Source organism: Bradyrhizobium sp. ISRA436, assembly GCF_029910015.1.
Classification (GTDB): domain Bacteria; phylum Pseudomonadota; class Alphaproteobacteria; order Rhizobiales; family Xanthobacteraceae; genus Bradyrhizobium.
In genome coordinates this window covers 3,916,063-3,930,930 of the sequence record NZ_CP094519.1, presented here as the reverse complement: position 1 = coordinate 3,930,930, position 14,868 = coordinate 3,916,063, and the positions used below count along the sequence as shown (strand labels likewise).

The 14,868-nt window shown below is 64.5% G+C and carries 14 protein-coding genes and 1 tRNA gene; 12 read left to right on the top strand and 3 right to left on the bottom strand.

The window, feature by feature from the left end; all coding sequences use genetic code 11:
• Positions 1-12: 12 nt before the first annotated feature.
• The 7 genes from MTX23_RS18615 (at position 13) to MTX23_RS18585 (ending at position 7,434) form a co-directional block, all read left to right on the top strand.
• Positions 13-411, top strand: a complete 399-nt coding sequence (locus tag MTX23_RS18615; RefSeq protein WP_280971668.1) for an anthrone oxygenase family protein — start codon at positions 13-15, stop codon at positions 409-411.
• A gap of 143 nt (positions 412-554) precedes the next feature.
• Positions 555-629, top strand: a tRNA-Asn gene (locus MTX23_RS18610).
• Between the two features lie 135 nt (positions 630-764).
• On the top strand, positions 765-944 hold the full coding sequence (locus MTX23_RS18605) for a hypothetical protein (protein ID WP_280971667.1): 180 nt from the start codon (positions 765-767) through the stop codon (positions 942-944).
• 134 nt (positions 945-1,078) lie between these two features.
• Positions 1,079-1,744: a protein-L-isoaspartate O-methyltransferase gene (locus MTX23_RS18600; RefSeq protein WP_280971666.1), complete on the top strand. Its 666-nt coding sequence runs from the start codon at positions 1,079-1,081 to the stop codon at positions 1,742-1,744.
• 219 nt (positions 1,745-1,963) lie between these two features.
• Entirely contained in the window at positions 1,964-3,346 is a 1,383-nt protein-coding gene (locus tag MTX23_RS18595; protein ID WP_280971665.1) for a TolC family outer membrane protein, read from the top strand.
• A gap of 327 nt (positions 3,347-3,673) precedes the next feature.
• Positions 3,674-4,429 carry a DUF2497 domain-containing protein gene (locus tag MTX23_RS18590; RefSeq protein ID WP_280971664.1) on the top strand — a complete coding sequence of 252 codons (756 nt, stop codon included), beginning with the start codon at positions 3,674-3,676 and terminating at the stop codon, positions 4,427-4,429.
• Positions 4,430-4,566: 137 nt separating this feature from the next.
• Positions 4,567-7,434: a valine--tRNA ligase gene (locus tag MTX23_RS18585; protein WP_280971662.1), complete on the top strand. Its 2,868-nt coding sequence runs from the start codon at positions 4,567-4,569 to the stop codon at positions 7,432-7,434.
• A 21-nt stretch (positions 7,435-7,455) separates the two neighbouring features.
• Here MTX23_RS18585 and MTX23_RS18580 read toward each other — a convergent pair whose 3' ends face one another.
• Positions 7,456-8,061 carry a DNA-3-methyladenine glycosylase gene (locus MTX23_RS18580; RefSeq protein ID WP_280971661.1) on the bottom strand — a complete coding sequence of 202 codons (606 nt, stop codon included), beginning with the start codon at positions 8,059-8,061 and terminating at the stop codon, positions 7,456-7,458.
• Positions 8,062-8,250: 189 nt separating this feature from the next.
• On the opposite strand from MTX23_RS18580, the gene lipA reads away from it, so the two are divergent.
• The 3 genes from lipA to MTX23_RS18565 all read left to right on the top strand — a co-directional run bounded on the left by lipA (position 8,251) and on the right by MTX23_RS18565 (position 10,329).
• Complete coding sequence (lipA, locus tag MTX23_RS18575; protein ID WP_280978117.1) at positions 8,251-9,210, top strand: lipoyl synthase; 960 nt, start codon at positions 8,251-8,253, stop codon at positions 9,208-9,210.
• Positions 9,211-9,322: 112 nt separating this feature from the next.
• Positions 9,323-9,862, top strand: coding sequence for a DNA topology modulation protein (locus MTX23_RS18570; RefSeq protein WP_280971660.1), 540 nt, complete (start codon positions 9,323-9,325; stop codon positions 9,860-9,862).
• Positions 9,862-10,329, top strand: a complete 468-nt coding sequence (locus tag MTX23_RS18565; protein ID WP_280971659.1) for an SRPBCC family protein — start codon at positions 9,862-9,864, stop codon at positions 10,327-10,329. The genes MTX23_RS18570 and MTX23_RS18565 overlap by 1 nt, the downstream gene beginning before the upstream one ends.
• 260 nt (positions 10,330-10,589) lie before the next feature.
• On the opposite strand, the gene MTX23_RS18560 is transcribed toward MTX23_RS18565, so the two are convergent.
• Positions 10,590-11,189 (bottom strand): CinA family protein, encoded by a 600-nt coding sequence (locus tag MTX23_RS18560; protein ID WP_280971658.1) that lies wholly within the window; start codon positions 11,187-11,189, stop codon positions 10,590-10,592.
• A gap of 1 nt (position 11,190) precedes the next feature.
• Positions 11,191-12,402, bottom strand: a complete 1,212-nt coding sequence (locus tag MTX23_RS18555) for a bifunctional 2-C-methyl-D-erythritol 4-phosphate cytidylyltransferase/2-C-methyl-D-erythritol 2,4-cyclodiphosphate synthase (RefSeq protein WP_280971657.1) — start codon at positions 12,400-12,402, stop codon at positions 11,191-11,193.
• A gap of 288 nt (positions 12,403-12,690) precedes the next feature.
• On the opposite strand from MTX23_RS18555, the gene dusB reads away from it, so the two are divergent.
• Together dusB and MTX23_RS18545 are read left to right on the top strand one after the other, a co-directional pair.
• On the top strand, positions 12,691-13,692 hold the full coding sequence (dusB, locus tag MTX23_RS18550; protein WP_280978115.1) for a tRNA dihydrouridine synthase DusB: 1,002 nt from the start codon (positions 12,691-12,693) through the stop codon (positions 13,690-13,692).
• Positions 13,689-14,864, top strand: a complete 1,176-nt coding sequence (locus MTX23_RS18545; protein ID WP_280971656.1) for a nitrogen regulation protein NR(II) — start codon at positions 13,689-13,691, stop codon at positions 14,862-14,864. Before dusB ends, MTX23_RS18545 begins: the two co-directional genes overlap by 4 nt.
• Positions 14,865-14,868 lie beyond the last annotated feature (4 nt).

Below are 14,868 nucleotides of genomic sequence, written 5' to 3'. Positions count from 1 at the left end.
AAGGCGGAGAGCGTGGCCGGCGCGGTGTTGGCGGTGCTCGCTTGCCTGCGATGGCAGGAGCCCGGCGCGATCGCGATGATCTGCGGCGGGGTGCTCTACGTGGTCGGCATGTTCGCGGTCACGATCGTCTTCAACGTGCCGCTCAACGATCAGCTCGCCGCCGCCGATCCCGCAAGCAGCGCGGCCGCGCCGGTATGGGCGCTACCTGACCGAATGGACATTCTGGAATCACCTGCAGACGGCCGCGTCGATCGCGGCGACGGCGCTATTCATCGCGGCCATTGCCGCGCGATAGGTGGTGGGCTTCGCCTCGCGGCCGGGTCCCGGGCACCTGCCGGCGAATCCGGTCCGGCGGGATTTGGCGTTCCTAGAACCTCCCGGGCCTGTCACAACGGGGCAGGAGGGCGCTGAGCATCCCCTGAAGCGGGCCAAATCCTTGCCCCGCAGCGAGTTTACGCTGCTTGTTAAAGTTAGAACGGGAGTGTCATTTGGTTCTTTGCAAGGCCGAAAGGCTTTGTTATACGCTGCCCGCTCGCGAACAGACGTTCGCCTATTCCTCGGTAGCTCAGCGGTAGAGCATTCGACTGTTAATCGAATGGTCGCTGGTTCGAATCCAGCCCGGGGAGCCAGTTTTGGCCCCACCGACAAAGTCCGGATCATCGTTCACAAGCCTGTAGCTCGCTGCGGACAGGCTAAATTAGCCGTCAAATCGACTTAATGGCTGTCGATCGTTCCTCTCGCCGGGTTCTGAGAGGTGATTTTCCATGTCCGAGATCCTGATCGATCTGTCGATGTCCCAGCCGACGCTCGTTCCTGGCGACGTTCCCGACATCAGCGATGATGAGTGCCTGCGCCGATTAGCGAAGGCCCTCGAGACGCATGATTCGGAGCATCTCGACGAGGTAGCCCGCCTGATTGGCCGGCTGGCCGTCACCATCGAATAGGCAAGCTCCAGAACGCGCCCTGTGGCGCGTTGTGCGCATCAAGGCGTGTTGCGTTTTGGCGGAGCTTGTTCCAAAAGGTGGCCCTGTTCTAGCTCCTCCAGCGGCAATGCCGCGCGATTTGCAGGGTTCCGCCAATGTCCGGTTTTTCGGCCGCGCGCCAGTATATGGTCGATGGTCAGGTGCGTCCGAGCGACGTCACCGATGAGCGAATCCTCGATGCCATGCTGACGGTGCCGCGTGAGGCCTTCGTGCCGACCGACAAGCAGGCGCTGGCCTATCTGGACCTCGATCTGGACGTCGCCGAGAAGGGGGCGTTCAAGCGCTACCTGATCAAGCCGGCGCTGCTTGCCAAGATGCTGCAGGCGGCCGACATCAAGAATACCGATCGCGTGCTGATCGTTGGCTGCGCGACCGGCTATGCCGCCGCGGTGGTGGCGCGCTTTGCCGCCCAGGTGAGCGCGACCGAGAGCGATTCGGCCCTTGCGGCGAAGGCGACTGCGGCACTGGTCCAACTCGGCATCCAGAATGCGACCGTGACCGCCGTGGCCGCGGCCGACGGTGATAGCGCCGGCGCGCCGTTTGACGTGATCGTTCTCAACGGCGCCACCGAGGTTGTCCCGACCGGCCTTTATGCCCAGCTCAAGGAAGGCGGCCGGCTGGTTGGGGTCTTCGCCCTGTCGCAGCCGCCGCGGGCCAGCCTCGTGACCCATTCCCACGGCGACTATGGACACCGCGAGCTGTTCGACGGCACGGCCCCCGTTTTGCCCGGATTTGAGCGGCTTCCCGCGTTTGTCTTCTGAGCGCCTCCATCCCTACCGCGCTGCAGCACCTGATAGAATCCCATTCTGAATCAGAAGTGTGGCTCGTTTGCCCCACGTGAAGAGTTTCCGCTGTGTTTCATTGCAGGGGAGTTCCGTTGCTCATAGCTGCGGACTAAGGTGAGGCGGGACTCACTTCGTCTGAAGCGACGCCGGGCCCATGGGCATGATGGGGCGGCGATACATGAATGGAACTTGGGGATGCGAGGGGTGAAGGCTGTCACCGCGGCTGCGATTGCGGTCCTACTGTCGGCGGAGTTGGGCCCAGTGCCCGCCTTGGCCGATACAATCGAGGCCGCGCTGGTGCGAGCCTATCAGAACAATCCCCAGCTCAACGCCCAGCGCGCATTGGTGCGATCGACGGACGAAAGCGTGCCGCAGGCGCTCTCGGGCTACCGCCCGAAGGTCTCGCTAACCGCGAGCGCCGGGTATCAATACACGGACGAGCAGTTGTCGAAGGACACTCCCGCGATTCACGGCACGACCGTGCCGCGCAGCGTGGGTCTCACGGTCAACCAGTCGCTGTTCAACCCGCAGACCGCTCCCCGGGTGCGCGCGGCGGAAAGCCAGGTATCGTCGGCGCGCGAGGGCTTGCGCGTGCTGGAGCAGACCGTGATGCTGCAGGCGGCCACGATCTATATGGACTATCTTCGCGATTCCGCGATCGTGGAGGTCCAGCGCAGCAACACCCGCGTGCTCGAGCAGACGCTGAAGCAAACCCAGGACCGCTTCAACGTGGGTGAGGTGACGCGCACCGACGTCGCACAATCCGAGGCGCAGCTTGCCGCCGGCAGAACCCAGCAGCTCACCGCGGAATCGAACCTCACCACAACGCGATCGAACTTCCGCCGGATCATCGGCAACGAGCCGGAGAATCTCGCGCCGGGGTCGCCGGTTGATCGTTTCCTGCCTTCGACGTTGGCCGCGGCCGTTGAATTGAGCCTGACCCAGAACCCGAGCGTGACCGCAGCGATGTACGGGGTCGACGTCAACTTCCTGCAGGTCAAGATCAATGAGGGCGCGCTGTACCCGTCAGTCTCGCTGCAGGCCTCGGTGAACCAGGCCTTCGAGCAGCAGTTGACGATCAATCGTGTGTTCAACGCCGCGGCCAACGTCCAGTTGTCGGTGCCGATCTATCAGGGTGGCGCCGAGTATTCGCTGATCCGGCAGTCCAAGGAATCGCTTGCGCAGCAGCGTCAGGTTCTGGAGCAGACACGGAACCAGGCGCGCGCCGACGTCGTCACCGCATGGGGCCAGTTGCTCGCCGGCAAGTCGCAGGTGGCGTCGGCGCAGGCGCAGGTGACTGCATCGGAGATCGCGCTGAACGGCGTGCGCGAAGAGGCCAAGGCCGGCCAGCGCACCACGCTCGACGTGCTGAACGCGCAGCAGGCCCTCGTCAACGCCCGCAACGCGCTGGTGACGGCGCAGCACGATCGCGTCGTCGCCTCCTACAACGTGCTGAACGCGATCGGCCGGCTGTCCCCGCAAGTGATGGGCCTGAAGACCAACGTCTACGATCCCAGCGTGCACTACCAGCAGGTGCGTGACAGCTGGGCCGGCGTTCGCACGCCGGACGGCCGCTAACCGCCACATCAACGTCGCCTGACGCGCCTAGTTTGTGGTTCTGAATCAATCAGGGCCACAAACGGGCGCGTTTGCTTGCAATCGATAAATGCCCTGACATACCGTTTTGTTGGGCAGCAAGGCGATTCGCGGCGAGGCTGGCGGCACGGTTGGCCGGCGAGGGTGTCTCGGCGAGTTGCGCCTTGTGCGACACGAGCCTGTGCGAAGCCTCGGGCAGGCTTGATCTGGGGACAAGTCGGGCGTGAGCGACGAATATCTCGGCCTGCAAAATCGGAACCAGCGAATCCTCCGGGGCCGATGTAAAATGGTTTCGATGTGGAGTCGGCAATGACGCAACCTGCGAAGGTCCAAGAGCCCTCGATGGAGGAGATTCTGGCGTCGATCCGTCGCATCATTGCCGACGACGAGGCGAAGCCGGCTGCTGCCGAGAAACCTGCTGCTGTCGAGAAGGCGGCTGCCGCCGCGCCACCGCCCAAGGTCGAGCCGCCACCACAGGGCACCCCCGCAATGAAGAGCCCTCCGCCAGAGCCGCCCGCCGCCGCGAAGGCGGCCGCGCCGACTCCAAAGCCGGCGCCAGCCGCGCCGCCACCGGCGGCCGGCAACAGTCAGGACGATATCGATTCCCTGTTGGCCAGCCTCGACGAGGCGACGCCCCCGTCGGAGATCAGGCCGCCGCAGCCGGATGGTGACGTGTTCGAGCTCACCGACGACATGGCGCTGCCCGATACAGCACCCGCTCCGGACGCGGCCCCGTCGTTCCGCAAGGTCGAGCCGCAGGACGATGTCGAATTCGCGGAAGCCTCCGCGCGGACGCGGCCGCCGGCCCAAGAACCGGTTCGAGAGCCGCCGCCGATCGACACCGCGTCGATGCAGCCGATTCTCTCCGGAACCACGATGCGGGCGGTCGAATCCGCCTTCAATTCGCTGGCCAATACCGTGCTCAGCAACAATGCACGGACACTCGAGGATCTGGTCAAGGAGATGCTGCGGCCGATGCTGAAGGCCTGGCTGGACGACAACCTGCCGGGGTTGGTCGAGCGCATCGTCAAGGCCGAGATCGAGCGGGTATCCCGCGGCCGATAAGCCCGCGCCGCAAGGGACTTGCGGCCCTCATTCAGCCACCCAAAGTTGGCCTAATCGCCGCTTCGGCACGCCGGTCCGGTTGACTTGGTGCGTTGGGGCGGCTTTCTAGCCGTTTCCATGGTCAAAATCGCATTGTCATGATCGAGAAAAACTACCAGCCCGCCGATATCGAGCGCCGGATGTCCCAGATCTGGGAGGGGAGCGGTGCGTTCAAGGCCGGACGGCCCGAGCGTAAGGACGCTAAGCCTTTCACCATCGTGATCCCGCCGCCAAATGTGACCGGCTCACTGCACATGGGGCACGCCCTCAACAACACGCTGCAGGACATCCTGTGCCGTTTCGAGCGGATGCGCGGACGTGACGTGCTGTGGCAGCCCGGGACCGACCATGCGGGCATCGCCACCCAGATGGTGGTCGAGCGGCAATTGATGGAGCGGCAGGAGCCCGGCCGGCGTGAGATGGGCCGCGCCAAGTTCCTCGAGCGGGTCTGGCAGTGGAAGGCCGAAAGCGGCGGCACCATCGTCAACCAGCTGAAACGCCTGGGCGCGTCCTGCGACTGGTCGCGCGAGCGGTTCACGATGGACGAGGGCCTGTCCCGCGCCGTCGTCAAGGTGTTCGTCGAATTGCACCGCCAGGGGCTGATCTACAAGGACAAGCGTCTGGTCAATTGGGACCCGAAGCTGCTGACCGCGATCTCCGATCTCGAAGTGCAGCAGATCGAGGTCAAGGGCAGCCTCTGGTACCTGCGTTATCCGATCGAGGGGCGGACGTTCAGCCCTGATGATCCCAAGTCGTTCATCGTGGTCGCGACCACGCGTCCCGAAACCATGCTCGGCGACACTGCGGTCGCGGTGCATCCGGACGATGAGCGCTACACCGATCTGGTCGGCCAGCACGTCATCCTGCCGCTGGTCGGGCGCAGGATTCCGATCGTCGCCGACGACTATTCCGACCCGGAGAAGGGCTCGGGTGCTGTCAAGGTGACGCCGGCGCACGACTTCAACGACTTCGAGATCGGCAAGCGCCATGGCCTGCCGCAGATCAGTGTGCTCGACCAGGAGGGCAGCCTCAACCTCGTCGGCAACGAGGACTATCTGCGCGGACTGCCGGAGGGCGCCTCGGAATTCGCCATGGAGTTTCATCAGATCGAGCGCTTCGCCGCGCGCAAGAAGATCGTGACGCGGCTGGACGAGTTCGGCTTCCTCGAACGGATCGAGCCGAACACCCACATGGTGCCGCACGGCGACCGCTCCGGCGTCGTGATCGAGCCTTATCTGACCGACCAGTGGTATGTCGACGCCAAGACGCTGGCGCAGCCGGCGATGGCGGCGGTGCGTTCGGGCGAAACCACCTTCGTGCCGAAGAACTGGGAAAAGACCTATTTCGAATGGATGGAGAACATCCAGCCCTGGTGCATCTCGCGCCAGCTCTGGTGGGGTCACCAAATCCCCGCGTGGTATGGGCCCGACGGCAAGGCGTTCGTCGCCGAGACTGAGGAAGAGGCGGTCGGCAACGCGCTCGGCTATTATGTCGAGCAGGAGGTCATCACGGCGGAGCAGGGCCACGAGATGGCGCTCGACCCCGCCAAGCGCGAGGGCTTCATCACGCGCGACGAAGACGTGCTCGACACCTGGTTCTCGTCGGCGCTGTGGCCGTTCTCGACGCTGGGCTGGCCGGACGACACGGCGGAGGTGAAGCGCTATTACCCGACCAACGCGCTGGTCACCGGCTTCGACATCATCTTCTTCTGGGTCGCGCGGATGATGATGATGGGCCTCCACTTCATGAAGGAGGCGCCGTTCTCGACCGTCTACATCCACCGTCTCGTCCGCGACGAGAAGGGCGCGAAGATGTCGAAGTCGAAGGGCAACGTCATCGACCCGCTCGGCGTGATCGACGAATACGGCGCCGACGCGCTGCGTTTTGCGCTGACGCGCGAGGCCGCCCAGGGCCACGACATCCGGCTGTCGCCGCATCTCGTCGAGACCAACCGCAACTTCGCGACCAAGTTCTGGAACGCCTGCCGCTTCGCCGAGATGAACGAGTGCGCCAAGCCGGACGGCTTCGATCCGAAGGGCGCGAAGGAGACCCTGAACCGCTGGATCGCGCACGAGACCTCGCGCGTCACCCGCGAGGTGACCGAGGCGATCCAGGGCTATCGCTTCAACGACGCGGCGGGCGCGATCTACCGCTTCGTGTGGAACGTGTTCTGCGATTGGTATCTCGAATTGGCAAAGCCCGTGCTGATGGGCGAGGAGGGCGCGGCGAAGGCCGAGACCCGCGCCATGATCGCCTGGACGCGCGACGAGATCCTCAAGCTGCTGCATCCGTTCATGCCGTTCATCACCGAGGAGCTGTGGGCCGTGTCAGCCAAGCGCGACGGCCTGCTGGTGCTGGAAGCCTGGCCGCGCAAGGCGACGGCGCTGAGCGGCGAAGAGCTGGCGGCGATGGCAATGGCCGGGCCGAATGGCGAGATCATTCCGCCCGTCATTGCAACGCTCGATGCCGACGACTTCAGCGATCCCGCGGCGGAGGCCGAGATCGGCTGGGTGGTCGACCTCGTCACCGCGATGCGTTCGGTGAAGGCGGAGATGAACATCCCGCCGTCGACGCTGACGCCGTTGGTGATAGCAGGAGCCTCCGACGAGACGCGCGATCGCGCGCAGCGCTGGAACGACACCATCAAGCGCCTGGCGCGGCTGTCCGATATCTCCTTCGCGGATCGTCCGCCGGAAGGCGCGGTGCAGCTTCTCGTCCGCGGCGAAGTGGTGGCGCTGCCGCTGAAGGGCGTGATCGATTTCGTCGCCGAGCGGGCGCGGCTGGAGAAGGAGCTCGGCAAGGCCGACGCCGACATCAAGCGCGTGGATGCAAAGCTCTCCAACGAGAAGTTCGTTGCCAACGCACCGGAGGAGCTTGTCGAGGAAGAAAAGGAAAAGCGCGAGGCTGCACTGGAGCGCAAGGCCAAGATCCTCGAAGCGCTGGAGCGGTTGAAGCGAGCCTCGTAAGCGCCACGCAAACTGTGGCGCTTAAAACGGCTTGCTGAGGAACTTCGATCCCTTCACCCCGTAGCGCCAGGGCAGGTCGACCGCCTTGGTGATGCCGATCCGCACCCCTGCGGCAATCTCAGGCGTGTCGGTGCGGGCATGGAGCGCGATCGGGGGCCGGTCGAGTGGCAATTCGCTGTGCGCGATGGTGATGCCGAGCGCCTCGCAGAGCTTGCCGGGTCCGGAGCACAGGGTGCGCACGTCATCCAGGCCGCGCCGGCGGCGCATCGCCGCTATCCCGTGGGTCGGCTCGAGTGCGCGGATCAACACGGCGCTGGCAGAGCCGGCCTCCTCGCAGACGAAGTTCACGCACCAGTGGATGCCGTAGGAGCGGTAGACGTAGGAGAAGCCCGGTGGACCGAACATCACCTGGTTGCGCGGGGTCGGCCCCCGGTAAGAGTGCGCGGCGGGATCGGTGTGATGATAGGCCTCGACCTCAACAATGATGCCGCCGACGCCGTCGATCAGGAACGTGGCGCCGATCAGGTCGGGTGCGACCTCATGCACGCTGCGGTCAAAGAAGGCCCGTTTCAGCGGCTTGCCGAGGCGCGGCGCCGTCGCTCTGGTCGATCGGGGTTTTTGAGCCATTTTCAGGTGGGAATCGGGGCGGAACGGACCGGAAGACTGCCAATATATTGAGCGGTCTGCTAGGGTCGCATGGGCCGGGTTGCGAGCCGCGCCGACACGGATTAGCTAAGTTTTTTTGAGTGAGCAGGATCTCCGGAAAACCGGTCTCTACTTTTCCGGATCATGCTCTCTCGCGACTTGCAGGCATCTATGGTCACCATCGTCGACACAATTTCAGGCACTCCGGTCCGCCCGCGGCACCCCGAAAAGGTGAACCGGCCGGACGCCGTGTCACCACCGAAGCCGGACTGGATCCGCGTCCGCGCGCCAAACACGCGCGGTTATGCAGATACGCGCCGGATCGTGAAGGAGAACGGCCTCGTCACGGTTTGCGAGGAGGCGGGCTGCCCGAATATCGGTGAGTGCTGGGACAAGAAGCACGCCACCTTCATGATCATGGGGGATACCTGCACGCGGGCGTGCGCGTTCTGTAATGTCAAGACCGGCATGCCCGTCGCGCTCGAGACGAATGAGCCCGAGTACGTTGCGGAAGCGACCTCCAAGCTCGGCCTGAGCCATGTCGTGGTCACCTCGGTCGACCGCGACGATCTCGCCGACGGCGGCGCCGAGCACTTTGCGCAGACCATCCGTGCGATCCGTGCGCGCTGCCCGACGACCACGATCGAGATCCTGACACCCGATTTTCTGCGCAAGGACGGCGCGCTGGAGCGCGTGGTCGCGGCTAAGCCCGACGTGTTCAATCACAATTTGGAAACGGTGCCGTCGCGCTACCTGACCGTTCGTCCGGGCGCGCGCTATTTCCATTCGATCCGGCTGCTGCAGCGGGTCAAGGAAATGGATCCGACCATTTTCACCAAGTCGGGCATCATGGTCGGGCTCGGCGAGGAGCGCCACGAAGTGCTGCAGGTGATGGACGACCTGCGCTCGGCTGATGTGGATTTCCTGACCATCGGCCAGTATCTGCAGCCGACCCGCAAGCATCATGCCGTGATGCGCTATGTAACGCCGGACGAATTCGCGGGCTATGAGCGCGTCGCCTACACCAAGGGCTTCCTGATGGTCTCGGCGAGCCCGCTGACCCGCTCGTCGCATCATGCCGGCGAGGATTTTGCGAAACTGCAGGCGGCGCGCGTGGCCCGCGGCCGCTAAATACTAGACAGCGGTGACATCGTCATCGCGTTCCATCGTTTCATCGAGCACGATCTTCCGGAAGGGCCGGCGCCGACCCTTCCGGATCGCGCTCCGGCCTCGGACTGGACCAATGCAACGCGTTCTGGTGATGGGATCGTCAGGGTCCGGCAAGTCGACATTTGCGCGTCGGCTGTCGGATATCACCGGCATTCCGACAGTGTCGATCGACGCGCTGTTCTGGAAGCCGGGCTGGGTTGAGTCCGAGAAGGAGGAGTTCGAGAGCCGCATGATTGAGGCCGCACAGCAACCGCGTTGGATCATGGACGGGAACTATCTCGCGAGCGGCGCAGGCGAGCTGCGCCGGCAGCTTTCGGATACGGTCGTCTGGTTCGATCTGCCGCGGTCGACCTGCATGCTCGGAATTTTCAAGCGGATCGCCGCAAGCTACGGCAAGGTCCGTCCCGAGATGGCCGCCGGCTGCCCGGAGGAAATCGATCTTGAGTTCTTTCGCTACGTCTGGGCCTATCGCCAGCAGCAGCGGCCGAAGCTCGTCGCGTATTTCCAGGGGTTGCGGCCGGATCAAACGCTGGTTTGCTTCACTGACCATGAGCAGGCGGACGACTATCTGGAAGGCCTCGCACTGAAGCAAAAGCGCGCGAGTATCCACTGATGCCGCGATTTTCCAGCAAGCGGCGGGCGCACCACGCCGCGCAGCAAATGTTCGATCTGGTTGCCGACGTCGAGCGCTATCCGGAATTCGTGCCGCTGTGCCAATCGTTGAAGATCCGCCAGCGCACGCCGAAGGACGACGGTACCGAGGTCGTGATCGCTGACATGACCGTGTCGTTCAAGCTGGTACGGGAATCTTTCACCAGCAAAGTGACGCTCGACCGGCCCAACCTGAAGATCCTGGTCGAATATCTTCGCGGCCCCTTCAGCAATCTCGAGAACCGCTGGACCTTCGAGCCGAAGTCCGAAACCGATTGCGATGTCGGCTTCTTCCTGTCCTATGAGTTCAAGAGCCGGATGCTGGCGATGCTGATGGGCTCGATGTTCGATGCCGCATTTTCACGCTTCGCGGCCGCGTTCGAGAAGCGGGCGGACCAGATCTACGGAAAGCGACAGCTTTCGACCTAAAGCGCGATGAGATTGGGTTGAATCGTCATCGCGCTTCAGCTTCTTGTTTGAGCATGATCTTCGCGCAAACGCGTTCCGCGTTTTGCGGTTGCGGCGTCACAAGCACCGTACGCAACTTCATTATTTCTTCTTCGTGCGCGAGGAATCAATGGCCAAGGTGATAACAGCCCATGAGGTCCCGTGTTCCGCGCCTGACGAGCGTCACGGGGTCGCAGTTGACGTGCGATAACCCAAGCGTCGTGCGGACGACTCATCTTGCTTCATCCGCGTGGCGGCCGCCGGCGTTTCGCGGCGTGACTTCGCGGTGAGCGGGCAATCCGCGGCCGCAACCGGCTCACGGCCTCGCGGCGGGGCTTGGCGGCCTGCGGCGGGCGAGCCAATTCCATCAGCATGCGCAAGGCTTCGACCACCGAGCGCTGGCGCACTGCGCTGCGACCAATCGCACCGAACCGCTGTTCGCGATGAATGATGCGGCCGTCGCGCGCGGCGACGGCGAAATGGACCAGCCCCACTGGTTTTCCCGGCGTCGCGCCGCCCGGGCCGGCGATGCCGGTGATGGAGACCGCGAGGTCGACGCCGGCCCTTTCCAGTGCGCCGATCGCCATCGCGGTCGCGGTTTCCTTGCTCACCGCGCCGAACGTCTCCAGCGTTGCCGCCTTGACGCCGAGCATCACGCGCTTGGCCTCGTTGGAATAGGTGACGAAGCCGCGGTCGATCACATCGGAGGAGCCGGGTATGTCGGTGAGCGCGCCGGCAACCAGACCGCCGGTGCAGGATTCGGCGGTCGCGATGGTCAGCTTGCGCATCCGGCACAGGTCGAGCAGCGAGCGGGAGAGGGCACGAGCGTCGCTGCCGCCCATGTTATGCGCTCCGGCCTTTATCGTCCCAACCTTGATCGGTCCAAGGCAAGCGGATGGTGGCGCTCGCGGTGGCCGCGATCCCTTCCTCGCGCCCGGTGAAACCGAGACGCTCGCTGGTAGTCGCCTTGACCGCGACGCGCGAGATGTGGACGCCCGAGATCTCAGCGATCTTCGCCCGCATCGTGTCGCGCAGCGGGCCGATCTTCGGCCGCTCGCAGATCAGCGTCACCTCCAGATTGGCGATGCGCCCGCCGCGCGCGGTGACGCGCTCGACGGCATATTTCAGGAACTGGTCGGAGGAGGCGCCCTTCCATTTGGCGTCGCTCGGCGGGAAGTGCGAGCCGATGTCACCGTCGGCCAGCGCGCCGAGAATCGCGTCGACCAGCGCGTGCAGTCCGACGTCGCCATCGGAATGGGCGAGAAAGCCCTTGCTGTGCGGGACGCGCACGCCGCAGATCATGACGTGGTCGCCGTCGCCAAAAGCGTGCACGTCATAACCAGTGCCGGTCCTGATATCGCCGAGCTGGCTCGCCAATCGCGCTTCCTCGCGGACGAAGTCTTCGGGCGTCGTGAGTTTCATGTTGGCAGGATCACCTTCAAATGTCGCAACCGTCAATCCCGCCCATTCCGCAAGCGCCGCATCGTCCGTGAAATCGCTGCGGCCCTCGCGCGCAGCGCGACGATGCGCCTCAAGTATCACGTCGAAACGAAAAGCCTGTGGCGTCTGCGCGATCCGCACGCGTGCACGCTCCGGCGTTGCCTCGACGTCGCCGGTATCGCCGGTGAGCTTGATCGTGTCGGTGACCGGGACCACAGGGATCGCGGCACCCGTGCGGCCCGCGGCTGCGATCGCGCGTGAGATCACGGCCGACGTGACGAAGGGGCGCGCGGCGTCATGGATCAGGACGATGTCCGGCTTCTCGTGGGCGAGCGCCTCAAGCCCTGCATGCACGGAGGCCTGACGGGTGGCCCCGCCGGGGGTGGGTGGTTGATGGCGCAAGCCGGCAACAGCCTCCTGGAAAAGCGCGGTATCGTCGGGATTCACCACGGGCTGGACGGCGAATACATCCGGATGCCCGGAGAAAGCCTCCATCGCGCGATAGATCACGGTCTGCCCGCCGATCGTGCGGTATTGCTTTGGCCCGCCCGCGCCGGCGCGCAGTCCGCGCCCGGCTGCGACAAGGATGGCTGCGGTACGCTCGGACTTCGGCATTTTGAACCAATGACAGACGAATCGGGGATGAGGGAGGGGAGCGACAGGATCGCCGCACACAGCCCTTAGCATGCCCGGTGCGCAAGAACAGCGCGTTTCCGGTTTGTTGGGGGAAAAGCAGATTATGTTGCAGTGCACTTGCGTAAATGATAGAATTGTCTAAAGTGTAGGCATAAAGCTTGACTGCACAAGATTTGTGCGCACAATAGGCACCATCGGCTGCAATGGCGTAGTCGACGAAACGACGAGACGGCCGTGACCGGCGTGCAAAGTGTTCCTCGTAACCCGTTGAAGATAGGCGACATTGCTGTCGCCAACCGGGTTCTCCTCGCGCCCATGTCCGGTGTCACCGATGCGCCCTTCAGGCGACTCACGGCCGCGCTTGGCGCCGGGCTGGTGGTGTCCGAGATGACCGCCAGCGACGACTTGGTGAACGGCAAGCCGATGTCGAAGCTGCGCTGCGAGGCAGCCGGGATCGGCCCGCATGTGGTCCAACTCGCGGGCTGCGAGACCCGTTGGATGGCTGAAGGCGCCCGCATCGCCGAGGGTGCCGGCGCCGACATCATCGACATCAACATGGGCTGTCCGGCCCGGCACGTGACCGGCGGCCAGTCCGGCTCGGCCCTGATGCGCAATCTCGACCACGCGGTCTCCCTGATCGAGGCGACGATCTCGGCGGTCAGGGTGCCGGTGACGCTGAAGATGCGGCTCGGCTGGGACGAGCGCTCGCTCAACGCGCCGGAGCTGGCGTGCCGCGCCGAGGCCGCCGGCGTGCAGATGATTACCGTGCATGGCCGCACCCGTTGCCAGTTCTACAAGGGCGATGCCGACTGGAAGGCGGTGCGTGCGGTCAAGGATGCCGTCGCGATCCCGGTCGTGGTCAACGGCGACATCACCTCGTTCGACAAGGCCGTCACCGCGCTCGAACTATCGGGCGCCGATGCCGTCATGATTGGCCGTGGCGCGCAGGGCCAGCCCTGGCTGCCGGGCCAGATCGGCCGCCGGCTGGAGACCGGCATCGCCGAAGCCGCACCGTCGCTCAGCGAGCAACTCAAGCATGTCCGTGCACTCTATGATGAAGTTTGCAGCCATTACGGCGTGCGCATAGGCCTCAAGCACGCGCGCAAACATCTCGGCTGGGCGCTTGAAACCGCGGCCGTGTGCAGCCGCGCGCCGGCCGCAACGTTGAAGGACTGGCGGCAGAAGATCCTGACCTCGGACGAACCGTCCAGCGTGCACCGGTCGCTCGAGGATGCCTATGACGATTTTGCCTGGAGTGCTGCCGCATGACGTCGGCCATGGAACAGCGCCGGCCGGTGCCCACCGACGGCGAGGCGATTCTCAATGCGCTGCCCAATCCGGTGCTGCTGGTTGCGCCGGACGGCCGGATCGTCGACGCCAACATTGCCGCCGAAGCCTTCTTCGAGATCTCGACCCAGTTCCTGCGACGGCAGTCGCTGAAGGAGCTGGTGCCGTTTGGCAGCCCGCTGCTTGCGCTGATCGAGCAGGTGCGGACGAGCGGCTCGCCGGTGAATGAATACAAGGTCGATTTGGGCACACCGCGCATCGGCGGTGATCGCCAGGTCGATCTGCACGTCGCGCCGCTGACCGAACGGCCCGGCCACATCGTGGTGATGCTGCAGGAGCGCACCATCGCCGACAAGATGGACCGCCAGCTCACGCACCGCAGTGCCGCGCGCTCGGTGATCGCGCTCGCCGCGATGCTCGCGCACGAGATCAAGAATCCCTTGTCGGGTATCCGCGGCGCAGCGCAGCTGCTGGAGCAGCAGGCATCGTCCGAGGACCGGCTGCTGACGCGGCTGATCTGCGACGAGGCGGACCGCATCGTTACGCTGGTCGACCGCATGGAGGTATTCGGCGACGACCGCCCGGTGGCGCGCGGTCCTGTCAACATCCATTCCGTGCTCGACCATGTGAAGCGGCTGGCTCAGTCAGGCTTTGCGCGCAACGTCCGCTTCATCGAGGATTACGATCCATCTCTGCCGCCGGTGCTGGCCAATCAGGACCAGTTGATCCAGGTGTTCCTCAATCTGGTGAAGAACGCCGCCGAAGCGGTCGCCGATCTCGGCACCGATGCCGAGATTCAGCTCACAACAGCGTTCCGTCCGGGGGTGCGGCTGTCGGTGCCGGGCAAGAAATCGCGGGTCTCGCTGCCGCTCGAATTCTGCGTCAAGGACAACGGAAACGGCGTGCCGGAAGACTTGCTGCCGAACCTGTTCGATCCGTTCGTCACCACCAAGCAGACCGGGAGCGGGCTGGGGCTCGCACTGGTCGCCAAGATCATCGGCGATCACGGCGGCATCATCGAATGCGAGTCGCAGCCGCGGAAGACCACATTCCGAGTGTTGATGCCGATGTACAGCGCCGCCAAACAACACGACCAAAGCAACCGCGACGACGTTCCGGGTACGCCGTCGCCTGCCTCTCAGGATGCACGATGAGGAA